This window comes from Klebsiella sp. X1-16S-Nf21, from assembly GCF_002837615.1.
GTDB classification, from domain to species: Bacteria; Pseudomonadota; Gammaproteobacteria; order Enterobacterales; family Enterobacteriaceae; genus Klebsiella; species Klebsiella variicola.
On record NZ_PJDK01000005.1, the window covers coordinates 31,046 to 44,486 of the forward strand.

13 protein-coding genes are annotated in these 13,441 nt (G+C 59.5%); 5 read left to right on the forward strand and 8 right to left on the reverse strand.

Going from position 1 to position 13,441, the window contains the following annotated elements:
* Positions 1-199: 199 nt before the first annotated feature.
* Positions 200-337, forward strand: a complete 138-nt coding sequence (locus tag CW267_RS30305) for a hypothetical protein (protein WP_153690771.1) — start codon at positions 200-202, stop codon at positions 335-337.
* A 173-nt stretch (positions 338-510) separates the two neighbouring features.
* Here CW267_RS30305 and asr read toward each other — a convergent pair whose 3' ends face one another.
* A complete protein-coding gene (gene asr / locus CW267_RS03885; RefSeq protein WP_043875352.1) occupies positions 511-930 on the reverse strand; it encodes an acid resistance repetitive basic protein Asr in 420 nt (139 codons plus the stop codon).
* A gap of 175 nt (positions 931-1,105) precedes the next feature.
* Positions 1,106-2,593, reverse strand: coding sequence for a carboxypeptidase M32 (locus tag CW267_RS03890; RefSeq protein ID WP_012968311.1), 1,488 nt, complete (start codon positions 2,591-2,593; stop codon positions 1,106-1,108).
* Between the two features lie 216 nt (positions 2,594-2,809).
* Between CW267_RS03890 and CW267_RS31205 the strand changes: the two genes are divergently transcribed.
* Entirely contained in the window at positions 2,810-2,902 is a 93-nt protein-coding gene (locus CW267_RS31205) for a KPN_01571 family protein (protein WP_004206050.1), read from the forward strand.
* 30 nt (positions 2,903-2,932) lie between these two features.
* Here CW267_RS31205 and CW267_RS03895 read toward each other — a convergent pair whose 3' ends face one another.
* Positions 2,933-4,183 (reverse strand): MFS transporter, encoded by a 1,251-nt coding sequence (locus tag CW267_RS03895; protein ID WP_008805023.1) that lies wholly within the window; start codon positions 4,181-4,183, stop codon positions 2,933-2,935.
* Positions 4,184-4,313: 130 nt separating this feature from the next.
* Here CW267_RS03895 and CW267_RS03900 point away from each other — a divergent pair, with 130 nt between their 5' ends.
* The 3 genes from CW267_RS03900 to bioD all read left to right on the forward strand — a co-directional run bounded on the left by CW267_RS03900 (position 4,314) and on the right by bioD (position 7,384).
* On the forward strand, positions 4,314-5,216 hold the full coding sequence (locus tag CW267_RS03900; protein WP_008805022.1) for a LysR family transcriptional regulator: 903 nt from the start codon (positions 4,314-4,316) through the stop codon (positions 5,214-5,216).
* Between the two features lie 124 nt (positions 5,217-5,340).
* Positions 5,341-6,561 (forward strand): sugar metabolism global transcriptional regulator Mlc, encoded by a 1,221-nt coding sequence (gene mlc / locus CW267_RS03905; protein ID WP_032691385.1) that lies wholly within the window; start codon positions 5,341-5,343, stop codon positions 6,559-6,561.
* 127 nt (positions 6,562-6,688) lie between these two features.
* A complete protein-coding gene (gene bioD, locus CW267_RS03910) occupies positions 6,689-7,384 on the forward strand; it encodes a dethiobiotin synthase (RefSeq protein ID WP_012541855.1) in 696 nt (231 codons plus the stop codon).
* On the opposite strand, the gene clcB is transcribed toward bioD, so the two are convergent.
* The 5 genes from clcB to ynfE all read right to left on the reverse strand — a co-directional run bounded on the left by clcB (position 7,337) and on the right by ynfE (position 13,338).
* Positions 7,337-8,632, reverse strand: a complete 1,296-nt coding sequence (gene clcB / locus CW267_RS03915) for a voltage-gated ClC-type chloride channel ClcB (protein WP_100781042.1) — start codon at positions 8,630-8,632, stop codon at positions 7,337-7,339. The two genes, bioD and clcB, sit on opposite strands and share 48 nt — an antisense overlap.
* 133 nt (positions 8,633-8,765) lie before the next feature.
* A complete protein-coding gene (gene dmsD, locus CW267_RS03920; RefSeq protein WP_008805018.1) occupies positions 8,766-9,374 on the reverse strand; it encodes a Tat proofreading chaperone DmsD in 609 nt (202 codons plus the stop codon).
* 41 nt (positions 9,375-9,415) lie between these two features.
* The gene (locus tag CW267_RS03925) at positions 9,416-10,273 is read right to left on the reverse strand and encodes a DmsC/YnfH family molybdoenzyme membrane anchor subunit (RefSeq protein WP_100781041.1); all 858 of its coding nucleotides are present in this window, start codon (positions 10,271-10,273) and stop codon (positions 9,416-9,418) included.
* Between the two features lies 1 nt (position 10,274).
* Complete coding sequence (locus CW267_RS03930; RefSeq protein WP_008805016.1) at positions 10,275-10,892, reverse strand: DMSO/selenate family reductase complex B subunit; 618 nt, start codon at positions 10,890-10,892, stop codon at positions 10,275-10,277.
* Between the two features lie 10 nt (positions 10,893-10,902).
* Positions 10,903-13,338 carry a selenate/tellurate reductase subunit YnfE gene (gene ynfE, locus CW267_RS03935; protein WP_032739849.1) on the reverse strand — a complete coding sequence of 812 codons (2,436 nt, stop codon included), beginning with the start codon at positions 13,336-13,338 and terminating at the stop codon, positions 10,903-10,905.
* Between the last annotated feature and the right edge of the window lie 103 nt (positions 13,339-13,441).

Genomic DNA, 13,441 nt, shown 5'->3' on the forward strand with positions numbered 1-13,441 from the left:
GGTAATACCGGCGATGATAGCCTGAATTCTATTTCCCCGACGTTGGGAGGGTATATGTCTAAAAAAGGTATTCGCGCACTGGTTTATGTTTCCCTGGTCTCAGTTGCTATCTGGGGCGCGACCGGTTATCTGGTGATGGAAGCGGTGCGCGTACTGTGAAGCGTCTGGTCACCGCGAGGTGGCCGGCGCGCGCTAGTTTATGACTACAGTGTCTGGCGTCTTCGGACGCCGGGCATTTTTTGTGCCGCAGGAATTTCAGGGTAATGAGACGCGGGAAGGTGTCGTCAGCGATCGCCGTACGGTATTTATTATTCTGCAAAGCCAGCAGAAGCAGTAAATGAGAGCGTGGCGGAAATGATTAATAGAGGAAAAAGCGGGTAGCAACCACTGCGCAAATGATTAACAGGATCAGGATGAGCTCGAAACGATAGCGCCGCAGCATAGTGCTCTCCAGAAAAAACGGCGCTGAAACAGCGCCGATTATTAAGAAGGTTAGTTCACCGGGAGGAATTATGCTGCCGGCTGTGCAGCAGGTTTAGCGGCCTGGTGTTTAGTGGTTTTGTGGTGTTTTTTTGCAGCCTGCGCTTTCTGTGCTACCGGTTTAGCCGCAGCTTTGTGGTGCTTTTTAGCCGCCTGAGCTTTCTGCGGAGCAGCGGGTTTAGCTTCTACTTTTTTGTGTTTTTTAGCGGCCTGGGCTTTCTGGGCAGCGGCTGGTTTAGCTTCTGCTTTTTTGTGTTTTTTGGCAGCCTGAGCTTTCTGCTCTGCAGCTGGTTTTGCCGCGGCTTTGTGGTGTTTTTTGTGATGGGTGGTCTTGGCAGCAGTGCTGTGGGTAGCAGCCGGTGCCTGAGTGGTGCTTACTGCGTCAGCAGCGAAAGCGGCAGAAGAGAGACCCATAGCAGCGGCAACGACCAGAGCTAATACTTTTTTCATTCTGATATCCTCGAAAAGTTTTCTTAATTTCAACCCCACTGCGGGGCCGGTGAAATCACTATATGCTTGTCTTTTCGAGCTTTCCGTGAGTGTTTGGTATCGGCGTGTAACCGAATGTACAACACGCCTGGCCGTGGGGAGTGGAAGGACGCGCCGGGTAGCCCGGCGCGTACGATCACAGATAGCGAGCGGTAAGGTGTTCGCGGAAGTAGCGGCTGTTGAGATCCTCGCCGGTGGCCTGCTGGATCAGCTGCGAGGTGGAGAAGCGGCTGCCATGCTGCCAGATATTCTGCCGCAGCCAGTCGAACAGGGCGCTGAAATCGCCCTCCGCAATATCGCGGTCTAACGTCGGCAGCGCGCGCCGGGCGGCGGCCATCAGCTGGGCGGCATACATCGCACCCAGCGTATAGGAAGGGAAATAGCCGAATCCGCCGTCGGTCCAGTGAATATCCTGCATGCAGCCGTCCCGGTAGTTGCCGGTGGTCGACAGCCCCAGCCAGTGCTGCATCTTCTCGTCCCACAGCGCCGGGATATCATCTACTTCAATCTCGCCGTCAATCAGCGCGCGTTCAATTTCATAACGCAGGATCACATGCGCCGGGTAGCTGACCTCATCGGCATCGACGCGAATAAAGCCCGGTTTCACCCGCTGATTCCAGGCGACAAAGTTGTCGCTGCTAAAGGCTGGTTGATCGCCAAAACGCTCACGCACCGCCGGTAACAGGCGGTTGAGGAAAGGCTCGCTACGTCCCAGCTGCATTTCAAAAAACAGGCTCTGCGACTCGTGGATAGCGGTGGAGCGAGCGAGTCCTACCGGCTGGTCGACCCACGGGCGAGGCAGATTCTGTTCATAGCGGGCGTGGCCGGTTTCGTGGATCACGCCGAACAGGGCGCTGAGCAGGTCGTTTTCGTTGTAGCGGGTGGTGATGCGCACATCCTGGGGGACGCCGCCGCAGAACGGGTGAGCGCTGATGTCGAGGCGCCCGCCGTCGAAGTCAAAGCCGAGGATGCGCATGGCCTGCAGGCCCAGCTCGCGCTGAGCGGCAATCGGGAAAGGTCCCTGCGGGGCGAGTAATGTCTGCGTCGCTTGCTTAGCGACCGCTTGCCGCAGCAGGGAAGGCAGCCAGGACTTGAGGTCGGCAAACAGGCTATCCAGCCGGGTGCTGGTCATATCTGGTTCGAAAATATCGAGCAGCGCGTCGTAGCGTGAGCCGCCTCTGGCATCGGCGCGGATCTGCGCTTCCTGACGGCTCAGCTTGACCACCTCGCGAAGATTGTCGGCAAAGCCAGCCCAGTCGTTAGCGGGACGCTGACTGCGCCAGGCATGCTCACAGCGGCTGCCGGCAAGAGATTTTGCTTCCACCAGGCTCTCCGGCAGCAGCGCGGCCTGATCGTACTGACGCTGCATCTCCCGCAGATTGGCCTGCTCGACGTCGTTGAGGTCCTGCTGGCGGGCCTCCTGCAGCCATTGGCCCACTTTTTTATCGGTCAGGATCTGATGCTGCAGCACGCCGAGCTCCGCCAGCGCTTCGCTCCGGGCGGCGCTGCCACCTGGGGGCATCATCGCAAACATATCCCAGCCAGCGATGGCGGAGAGATGCGAAAAGCGCGACAGGCGCTGAAAGGTACGAGTAAGCTGCTGATAAGGCGTATTTTCAGTCATAGTGGCGTTCGGTCCGTGACAGGTGAATGAACAGGTTATCGGTATCCTTCTACACTATCCTGATACGCCCGGCGGGTCGAGCGTTGCGCACAGGGGAAGGGAAAGACACATGGCGGGAGAATAAGCTCACCTCTGTGATCGGTGTGACAGAAAACGGTAACATATCGGTACTAAACTGTGATCGATTACACAGGTCTGGAGGTTCGGGGGTGGTTTATGAATCCGTTCACCTGGCTGTTTATTGCACTGCTGTCCGTTGATGCCGTCAGAGAGTTGATGGGCTTGTCTTCCATTATGGGCATGTGGTGAACCGTGGCCCGCAGGCCACGTCACACGCGACTATTTCAGTCGTTGATGTAAGCAGGTGCCGGTCAACAGCGCGGCAAGGAGCAGCAGCGCGATAAACCCACCGACGCCGTTCCAGCCGTAGTGATGCCAGAATACCCCGCCTAACGTCCCGGCAAGACTTGAACCCAAATAATAGCTGAACAGATACAGCGATGACGCCTGACCGCGGGCGCGGCGGGCGCGTGGGCCAATCCAGCTGCTGGCGACGGAATGCGCGGCGAAGAAGCCAGCGGAAAACAGCAGCATACCGATGAAAATAAGCCACAGGGAAGAAAAGAGCGTCAGCAGCAGGCCGCAGAGCATGACAGCGGTAAAGCCGAGCATCACCGGTCCGCGGCCAAAGCGTACGGTCATGGCCCCTGCCTTCGGTGAACTCCAGGTCCCGGTGAGATAAGCTACCGACAGCAGGCCTACCACCGCCTGGCTTAGCGACCATGGCGACATCATCAGCCGGTAGCCAATATAGTTAAACAGGGTGACAAAAGCGCCCATCAGCAGAAAACCTTCGACGAACAGCAGCGGCAGACCGCGGTCGCGCCAGTGCAGACGGAAGTTGATCAGCAAGTTTTTCGGTCGCAGCGAGGTCGAGCGGAAATGGCGCGACTCGGGCAGAATGCGCCAGAACATGATGGCCGCGGCCAGCGCGAAGCCACTGATCACCGCCAGCGCCACGCGCCAGCCGAAGAAATCGGTAAAGACCCCGGTCAGCAAGCGGCCGCTCATGCCGCCGATGGAGTTGCCGCTGATATATAACCCCATCGAAAAGGCGACGAAACTGGGGTGGATCTCCTCACTCAGGTAGGTCATGCCGACCGCCGCCACGCCGCTCAGCGACAGGCCGATCAGGGCACGCATAATGAGGATGCCGTGCCAGCTGGTCATCATGGTCGACAGCAGCGAGCAGCAGGCGGCCAGCAGCAGGGCGGTGACCATCACCGGCTTGCGCCCGATGGCGTCGGACAGCGGGCCGGTAAACAACAGGCCCACCGCAAGCATCGCCGTGGAAATGGAGAGTGAAATACTGCTGCTGGCCGGGGAGACGCCGAACTCGTTCGACAGCACCGGCAGGATCGGTTGCACGCAGTAGAGCAGAGCAAAGGTGGCCAAACCGGCGGAGAACAGCGCGAGGGTGACGCGCATAAATTGCGGGGTGCCGCGCTTAATAAACTGATCCGGGCGGGATGCACCAGCGACGCTGACCTCGCCCGCCGGCACGGTGTCAACGGTTGTTGTACGACTCACAGAGAATTCCTTGCGTAGAAGTTGCTGCTTACCAACAGAATGTTGTGACCATTCAGCTCACATTTTTAGGGTATGAAAATGTAAATATTCTGTCTAATATATTAATAATCTCAAATAAGACGTTTTAAATATGAATATCGAGTTGCGTCATCTGCGCTATTTTGTCGCCGTCGCGGAGGAATTACATTTTGGCCGGGCCGCAGCGCGACTGAATATTTCTCAACCGCCGTTAAGCCAGCAAATTCAGATCCTCGAGCAGCAGACCGGCGCCCGCCTGTTCGCGCGCACCAATCGCAGCGTCAGTCTGACGGCGGCCGGAAAGCAGTTTCTCGCCGATAGCCGACAAATTCTTGCCCAGGTGGATGACGCGGCCGCCCGCGCTGCGCGTCTGCATCACGGTGAAACCGGCGAACTGCGTATCGGCTTTACCTCCTCGGCCCCCTTTATCAAGGCGGTATCCGATACGTTGTCGATGTTTCGTCAGCGCTACCCGGATGTGCATATTTTGACCCGCGAGACCAACACTCGCGAACAGATTGTGCCACTGAGCGAGGGGGCTCTCGATCTGGGGCTCCTGCGCAATACCCAACTGCCGGACACCCTGGCGTGGGAGCGGGTGCTGCGCGAGCCGTTGCTGGCGATGGTCCCGGCCGACCATCCGCTGGCCCGCCAGCCCTCGGTCAGCCTGGCGGCGCTGGCGCGCGAACCCTTCGTCTTTTTCGACCCGCACGTGGGTACCGGCCTGTATGACGATATCCTCGGCTTGCTGCGTCGTTACGGCCATACGCCGGTGATTGCCCAGGAGGTGGGGGAGGCGATGACCATTATTGGTCTGGTGGCCGCCGGACTGGGGGTGTCTATCCTGCCGGCCTCCTTTCAGCGCGTACAGCTCAGTGAAATGCGCTGGCTGCCGATCGACGAACAGGATGCGGTGTCGGAGATGTGGCTGGTGTGGTCGAAACATCATGAACAGGGAGCGCTGGCAAAACGCTTTCGCGAGTCGCTGCTGGCCTGGAAAACCGAGCACAATTGAGGCGAAAAGAGGCTGGAAATGTGCGGTAAATCACAAGGCTAAGTAAAAATTTGACGTTCACCATCGAAGTGCTTCACCATAGCCGAAAGTTTATTTCGAAGCGCGAAAATAAAGGGAGTCAATGGTGGTAGCGGATAGTCAACCAGGCCATATCGATCAAATTAAGCAGACCAATGCGGGCGCCGTGTATCGCCTGATTGATCAGCTCGGCCCGGTATCGCGTATCGACCTCTCCCGATTTGCGCAACTGGCTCCCGCCAGCATCACCAAGATTGTCCGCGAGATGCTGGAAGCGCATCTGGTGCAGGAGACGGAGATCCAGGAGCCCGGCAGCCGTGGCCGCCCGGCGGTGGGGTTGATGGTAGAAACCGAGGCCTGGCACTATCTTGCGGTGCGCATCAGCCGCGGCGAAATCCACCTTTCGCTGCGTGATTTAAGCAGTCAGCTGGTGGTGGAGGATCAGCTGGAGCTGGCCCTCACCGACAGCACGCCGTTTCTGACCCGTATTATTGATCATATCGATCGGTTCTTTATTCGCCACCAGAAGAAGCTGGAACGGCTCACCTCCATCGCCATGACGATGCCGGGTATTATTGATACCGAAAATGGCATTATTCATCGCATGCCGTTTTATGAGGATGTCAAAGATGTGCCGCTGGGCGATGTGCTGGCCAACCATACCGGGGTGCCGGTCTACATTCAGCATGACATCAGCGCCTGGACTATGGCGGAATCGTTGTTCGGCGCCTCGCGCGGCGCCCGGGATGTCATTCAGGTGGTCATCGATCATAACGTCGGCGCCGGGGTTATCACCGACGGACGCCTGCTGCATGCTGGCAGCAGCAGCCTGGTGGAGATCGGCCATACTCAGGTCGATCCCTACGGCAAGCGCTGCTACTGCGGCAACCATGGCTGTCTGGAAACCATTGCCAGCGTAGAGAGCGTGCTGGAGCTGGCGCAGATGCGCATGGCCCAGTCGATGAGCTCGCTGCTGCACCAGCGTCCGCTGAGCGTGGAGTGGCTGTGCCAGGCCGCGCTGCAGGGCGATCTGCTGGCCAGAGACATTATCAGCGGCGTGGGTAACCACGTCGGCCGGATTCTGGCGATCATGGTCAATCTGTTTAACCCGCAGAAAATTCTGATTGGCTCGCCGTTTAATCTGGCGGCAGATATCCTTTTTCCGGCAATTTCCAGCTGCATTCGGCAACAATCGCTCCCGGCCTACAGCCAGCATATCGCGGTTGAAAGCACCCAGTTTTCCAATCGTGGCACGATGGCTGGCGCGGCGCTGGTCAAGGATGCGCTCTATAACGGATCCTTACTCATACGACTGTTACAGGGTTAACATTTTTTCATAGTCGCACCAAAAATTGCGCTATCTCAAGCCGACCTCTGGCGGCATCACGTAGACTTTGCCCACTGTTGATTATTTCTCTCCCGTATATTTCATCGACAAAACTGTGGGGTTAGTGATGTTTAAGCGTTTCTTTATTACAGGTACAGACACCTCTGTCGGGAAGACAGTGGTTTCCCGTGCGCTGTTGCAGGCACTTGCTGCCAGAGGCAAAAGCGTGGCCGGGTACAAGCCTGTGGCGAAGGGCAGCAAAGAGACGCCAGACGGTTTGCGTAACAAAGACGCGCTGGTGCTGCAGAGCGTCTCCACGCTGGCGTTGCCGTATGAGGCTGTCAATCCCATAGCGTTAAGTGAAGACGAAAGCAGCGTGGCGCACAGCTGCCCGATCAACTACGGTTTGCTGTCGGATGGTTTGCAGCGACTGGCCGGTCAGGTCGATCACGTGGTGGTTGAAGGCACCGGCGGCTGGCGCAGCCTGATGAACGACCTGCGACCGCTCTCCGAATGGGTGGTACAGGAGCAGCTCCCGGTGCTGATGGTGGTGGGGATCCAGGAGGGGTGTATCAACCATGCGCTGCTGACGGCCCAGGCGATCGCCAATGACGGGCTGCCGCTGATCGGCTGGGTGGCCAACCGCATCAACCCCGGTCTCGCGCACTACGCTGAAATCATCGATGTCCTCAGTAAGAAGCTGCCGGCGCCGCTGATTGGCGAGCTGCCGTACCTGCCGCGCGCCGAACAGCGTGAGCTGAGCCGCTACGTCGACTTAGACATGCTCGGCAACGTGATGGCGATAGATCGAATCCCGGCGTAACGTCCGCGACAGCACCGACGCCACCACGCAGGTGATCAGCAGGCCGGGCAGCAGCGCATACTGCCCGGTCATCTCACAAATCATCAGGGTCGACATGATTGGCGCATGGGTGGTGGCAGCCAGAAACGCCGCCATGCCGGTCAGACCGATCATCATAGCCATCTCTTCATTCCCCGGCAGCCATAGCCCGCTGACGCTGGCAAACAGCATGCCCATCGCCAGGCCGACAAACAGCGTGGGGGTAAAGACCCCGCCCGGCGCACCGGAGCCGCTGCTGGCCAGCACCGCCAGCAGTTTGCACAGGAAAACGCCGGCCAGCAGTACGCCGGACGGCAGTATCTGCAAATAGCTTTGCACCACGCTGTAGCCGTTGCCCCACACCGCCGGGGTGATGAGCGATAAGCCGCCGACAATCAGCCCACCCAGCGCCAGCTGCCACGGCGGCGTCAGTTTCAGTTTGACGAAGCCGCGATGACTGGAGTCCATCAGCCAGATAAACAGCGGGCCGCATACCCCGGCCAGCAGGCCAGTCGCCAGCATTAAACCATAGTGCAGCGCGCTGAGGTTCTGCTGCAGGACGACGTGGTACAGCGGCGTGGCGCCGCCGTTGAGAAACTGCGTCAACAGCAGGGCGATCACCGCCGAGATAACGACCGGCCCGAGCGAGGCCAGCATCAGCGTGCCAAAGAGAATTTCAGCAATAAACAGGCTGCCGGCCAGCGGGGCATGATAGGCGCTGGCCATCCCGGCAGCGGCGCCGCAGGCGACCCACAGCTTCCATTCAGTCTGCGGCGTGAAGCGGCGGGCGAACAGCGACGCCGCCAGCGCGGCCAGCAGGATCATGGCGCCTTCCCGGCCAATCGCGCTGCCGGTGACCACGACCAGCAATGACGCCAGCGATTTCACCAGGCTTGCCGGCGTATCGAAGCAACCGTCGCCGGTCTCCAGGGCTTCCATATAATCGGTGGCGGCATGCGGGCGCGCGATGCTGCGTCGCTGCCACAGCCAGAGAAGTGTCCCTGCCGCCAGGCCGCCCAGCGCCGGGGTAATCAGCCGCCGCCACGCCGGAAGCGACTGCGCCGCGTTGACCAGGCTCCCGCTGTCATTGCCAAGAAACAGCGTTTCCAGCACCACCATCGCATGGCGAAACAGCGCCACCGCCAGGGCGGCGAGAAGGCCAATCAGGGTGGCGATCAGCAGGCGGCGAAACATCACCTGCACATCAGGATAGGGATGAAGACGGTGCATCAGTCACGGCGAGGTTCGGAAAACATGGTCTTATTGTGATAGGGAATAACCTTAGATGCAAAAGCGATAAGTGCGGGTGATGGGCTGGGATGCGACGAAATAAAACCGCGCCGGATACCGGCGCGGTGAAGGGTTAACGATAGAGCGCTTTTTCCGCCACGGCGATCGGCAGATTCTCCTGCCACTGCGCCAGCGTTGCCTGCGCCAGCTGACCCAGCGCCTGGTAGAAGGGGTGGGCGGCATGGTCGACAAAGACGCTCAGGAAGCGCCCGGACCACGGCAGCAGGTGCCAGGCCAGCAGCTGGGCAAACAACGCATCCTGCTCTGTCTCGCACAGCCATGCCGCCAGCAGCAGCAGGGTGCCGAAATGATCTTCCGGTTCGTTACGCTCGGCGTCCAGTGCGATGCCGTTCGTGCGCATCCACTCGCGCAGGGCCAGCGTGGAATCGCCAAACAGCACTGACTCTTTATCCAGCCAGACGGATCCCCATGGCGGCGCCGGCAGGGCCCACGGGCCGATAAACAGGCGTTGCCAGGCTTCCGGTAATGACTCTTCCGTCGACGCGGCAAAGGCTGACGCCAGTGGGGCGGTTACCGGGAAGGGCCACTGTTGCTGCCAGCTGCCGTCCTGGAAGGCGGCGACCAGCGGCGCAATGTGCGCGCTATTCGGCGCATAAGAGAACAGCGCGCCCAGGGTGCGGGCGCTTAACGCGACAGCGTCGCGGTTTGGGATCGGCATCATTACTTATTCCTTTCTGCGGCGCGCGCCAGCGCGCCGTCTCATTAACCGGCAACCGCCATACCGACGGTCATATGCAGACCATAAAACAGGCCGCGACCAATACATTCCGCGATCAAGACCAACAGCAGGCCGATCAGCAGCGCCGTAGCGCGCGGCGGTTGGCGGCGGATCAGCGGACACAACCAGCAGCCAAGACCGAGAGCCAGCAGTATCAGGCGTAACGCCTGGAGTTTGCCGTAATCTGGCAGCAGGGTGGCTGCCTGCTGGACTGAACTGTGAATGGTACTGAGTCCGGCGCTTTGCATGATGATAACGACAGCGCCGATCGCCAGCGCGGCCACGCTGAGTCCGGCAAAAAACCAGCCGTTAAAGTTGACTTTCGCCAGCCGCAGCAGCAGGGCGGCGAACAGCGGCCCGCTGAGGAGCATCGTCAGGAAGAACGCGCTGGTAGTGTAGCCATTGTACCATGTTGGCACGGTATCGATTTGGTAAACCCGGGTCATCGCCAGAACAAACAGCAGCCCCAACAGCATGGCGATCACCAGCCAGACTTTACCCAGCGCCGCCGGCATTTTGCCCACTACCGCCAGCAGCCACCAGAATCCTCCCACGGCGAAGAACAAGGCGCCGCTGGCGATTTCATTGCTCAGCGCCGAGGCGCCGACGCGGTTCAGCGAGTTAAACGCGCGCAGCGGCGAACCGAGATGCATCACCGAAGCCAGAAAACCAATGCCCATCAGCAGCCAGATAAAAAACATGCTGCGCACCAGCCGTTGCTGCGCTTCGCGCTGGTTTGTCAGCGATAGCCAGCCCAGCCCGCTGACGAGGGTCGCGCCGACCACGCATTGCCCCAGTACCGTAAACAGCACCAGCGGCCATTCATGCCATCCGCTTCCCATCTCACACCTCCTTTGGATTTGCCAGATAACCGGTGGTATCGCCACACGGACGGGCATTGGCGTTAGGTTTAATAACGATACTCGGCCTGGTAAAGTGCGCCGACGGCAGCGGGGCCACTGCGGCCAGCTGGCCGTGCTTGGCGCGCAGCTCGGCAATCGGCCCGAAATCGAGCGCGCGCAGCGGGCAGGACTCGACGCAGATCGGCTTTTTCCCCTCGGCGACGCGCTCGTGACAGCCGTCGCACTTGGTCATGTGGCCTTTGTCGGCGTTGTACTGCGGGGCGCCGTACGGGCAGGCCATATGGCAGTAGCGGCAGCCAATGCACACCGCTTCGTTGACCACCACAAAACCATCGTCGCGCTTGTGCATCGCCCCACTTGGGCAGACCTTGGTGCAGGCCGGATCTTCGCAGTGGTTACAGGCGATGGAGAGGTAGTAGGCGAACACATTCTGCTGCCAGACGCCGTTGTCCTCCTGCCAGTCGCCGCCGGCATACTCATAGATGCGGCGGAAGCTGACCTCCGGGGTGAGATTCTTGTAGTCCTTACAGGCCAGTTCGCAGGTTTTACACCCGGTACAGCGAGCGGAATCGATAAAGAATCCATATTGCGTGCTCATGGTTTACTCCTTAAACCTTTTCGATGTCGACCAGGTTGGTATGCTGTGGATTCCCCTTCGCCAGCGGCGATGGGCGGTGGGTGGTCAGCGTATTCATGCAGGCGCCATGGTCGATCCGGTCTCCGGCCATATTCGCGTCGTGCCAGGCGCCCTGGCCCATCGCCGACACGCCCGGCATGATGCGTGGCGTCACTTTCGCCGGAAGACGGACTTCGCCGCGCTGATTAAAGACGCGCACCATATCGCCGTTTTTAATCCCGCGTTTTTCTGCGTCAAGCGGATTGAGCCACACTTCCTGGCGACAGGCCGCTTGTAATACATCGACGTTGCCGTAGCTGGAGTGGGTGCGCGCTTTATAGTGGAAACCAAACAGCTGCAGCGGATACTGGCTGCGCAGCGGATCGTCCCAGCCTTCAAATGTGGAGGCGTAGACCGGTAGCGGGCTGATAACTTCGTCTTTCTCCAGCTGCCAGTGGGCGGCAATCTCGGCGAGCCGGCTGGAGTAGATTTCAATTTTTCCGGACGGGGTTTTGAGCGGATGCGCTTCAGGATCGCGGCGGAAGTCGCGATAGGCGACGAAGTGGCCGTTCGGATCTTTACGCTTGTAGATGCCCATCTGTTTCAGGTCGTCGTAGCCAGGTAGCGCGGGGTCTTTCGCCATCATTTTGGCATACAGATGCTGCAGCCACTGCGCCTGCGTGCGCCCCTCGGTAAAACGTTGATGCACGTCGTCGCCGAGCCGTTTCGCCACTTCACTTAAGATCCAGTAAATCGGTTTGCGTTCGAACTTCGCCGAGGTAGCAGGCTGGATAAAAATGAGATAGCCCATATTGCCGGCGTAGTCGTTGGGAATAATATCTTCCTGCTCAACGGTCATCAGATCGGGCAGCAGCAGGTCGGCGTATTTCGCCGACGAGGTCATAAAGTTGTCGATAACCACAATGGTCTCGCACTTGCTTTCGTCCTGCAGGATCTCGTGGGTCTTATTGATGTCGGAGTGCTGGTTGATGATGGTGTTGCCCGCGTAGTTCCACAGGAACTTGATCGGCACATCCAGCTTCTCTTTGCCGCGCACGCCGTCGCGGGTGGCGGTCATCTCCGGGCCTCGAGCGATGGCGTCGGTCCAGGTGAAGCAGGAGATGGCGGTCTTCACCGGATTTTCCAGCACCGGCAGACGTTCGATAGTGATGGTGTAGGTTGATTCGCGGGCGCCGCTGTTGCCGCCGTTGATGCCGACGTTGCCGGTTAAGATCGGCAGCATGGCGATCGCCCGGGCGGAGAGTTCGCCGTTGGCCTGGCGTTGCGGTCCCCAGCCCTGGCAAATATAAGCCGGTTTACTCATGCCGATTTCGCGCGCCAGCTTAATGATGCGATCGGCGGGGATGCCGGTAATACGCGAGGCCCACTGCGGTGTTTTGGCGACGCCGTCGTCACCCTCGCCAAGAATATACGCTTTGTAGTGGCCGTTTGCCGGCGCCCCGACCGGCAGCGTTTTCTCATCGTAGCCAACGCAGTATTTGTCGAGGAATGGCTGGTCGACGAGATCCTCGTTTATCAGCACCCAGGCGATACCGGCGACCAGCGCGGCGTCCGTGCCGGGACGAATAGGGATCCACTCATCTTCCCGACCGGCGGCGGTATCGGTGTAGCGCGGGTCGATAACGATCATCCGCGCGTTAGAGCGCTCGCGAGCCTGCTCCAGATACCAGGTAATGCCGCCGCCGCTCATCCGGGTTTCCGCCGGGTTATTGCCGAACATCACCACCAGCTTGCTGTTTTCAATATCCGAAGTACTGTTGCCGTCGTTGCTGCCGTAGGTATAGGGCATCGCGCAGGCAATCTGTGCGGTGCTGTAGGTACCGTACTGGTTAAGCGAGCCGCCGTAGCAGTTCATCAGCCGCGCTACCGGCGACGCTGAAGGCGACGAACGGGTGATGTTGCCGCCGACGATCCCCGAAGAGTAGTTAATGTACACGGCTTCATTGCCATACTGGGCAACGGTGCTTTTCAGACGGTCAGCGAGGATATCCAGCGCCTCCTGCCAGCTGATGCGTTCAAATTTGCCTTCCCCACGCTTGCCGATGCGCTTCATGGGATAGTTAAGGCGATCCGGATGATTGATGCGCCGACGAATAGAGCGCCCGCGCAGGCAGGCGCGGACCTGGTGGTCGCCGTAGCGGTCGTCGCCGGTATTATCCGTTTCGACGTAAACCACTTCATCATCCCGCACGTGCAGCCGCAGGGCGCAGCGGCTACCGCAGTTGACCGAACAGGCGCCCCAGACAATGCGGGTGTTGTCGCCAGTAGCCTGTTGTACTGCTGCCGCGGCGCTGCGCAGTGTAAAGGGCAGGGTAAGCCCGCCGGCGGCCAGCGCCAGAGAGCTGAGGGCTGTGGATTTGAGTAGCGCGCGTCGGGAGACGCCGCCGGGGGATTCCTGATTCGACATTGCTCACTCCATGATAGTTATGCTGTGCGGAGAAGGGCCGCCACGTCATTAACAGACGCAGGGGTGAGCGATAATACGTTATGGGTAGCCAGCAGATCTTATC

What these genes read in the sequence shown, in the direction of transcription:
- dmsD (WP_008805018.1), bottom strand. Translation starts at nt 9,374, where the DNA reads ATGATGCCGATCCCAAACCGCGACGCTGTCGCGTTAAGCGCCCGCACC.
- asr (WP_043875352.1), bottom strand. Translation starts at nt 930, where the DNA reads ATGAAAAAAGTATTAGCTCTGGTCGTTGCCGCTGCTATGGGTCTCTCT.
- ynfE (WP_032739849.1), bottom strand. Translation starts at nt 13,338, where the DNA reads ATGTCGAATCAGGAATCCCCCGGCGGCGTCTCCCGACGCGCGCTACTC.
- CW267_RS03930 (WP_008805016.1), bottom strand. Translation starts at nt 10,892, where the DNA reads ATGAGCACGCAATATGGATTCTTTATCGATTCCGCTCGCTGTACCGGG.
- bioD (WP_012541855.1), top strand. Translation starts at nt 6,689, where the DNA reads ATGTTTAAGCGTTTCTTTATTACAGGTACAGACACCTCTGTCGGGAAG.
- CW267_RS03900 (WP_008805022.1), top strand. Translation starts at nt 4,314, where the DNA reads ATGAATATCGAGTTGCGTCATCTGCGCTATTTTGTCGCCGTCGCGGAG.
- CW267_RS03925 (WP_100781041.1), bottom strand. Translation starts at nt 10,273, where the DNA reads ATGGGAAGCGGATGGCATGAATGGCCGCTGGTGCTGTTTACGGTACTG.
- clcB (WP_100781042.1), bottom strand. Translation starts at nt 8,632, where the DNA reads ATGCACCGTCTTCATCCCTATCCTGATGTGCAGGTGATGTTTCGCCGC.
- CW267_RS03890 (WP_012968311.1), bottom strand. Translation starts at nt 2,593, where the DNA reads ATGACTGAAAATACGCCTTATCAGCAGCTTACTCGTACCTTTCAGCGC.
- CW267_RS30305 (WP_153690771.1), top strand. Translation starts at nt 200, where the DNA reads ATGACTACAGTGTCTGGCGTCTTCGGACGCCGGGCATTTTTTGTGCCG.
- CW267_RS31205 (WP_004206050.1), top strand. Translation starts at nt 2,810, where the DNA reads ATGAATCCGTTCACCTGGCTGTTTATTGCACTGCTGTCCGTTGATGCC.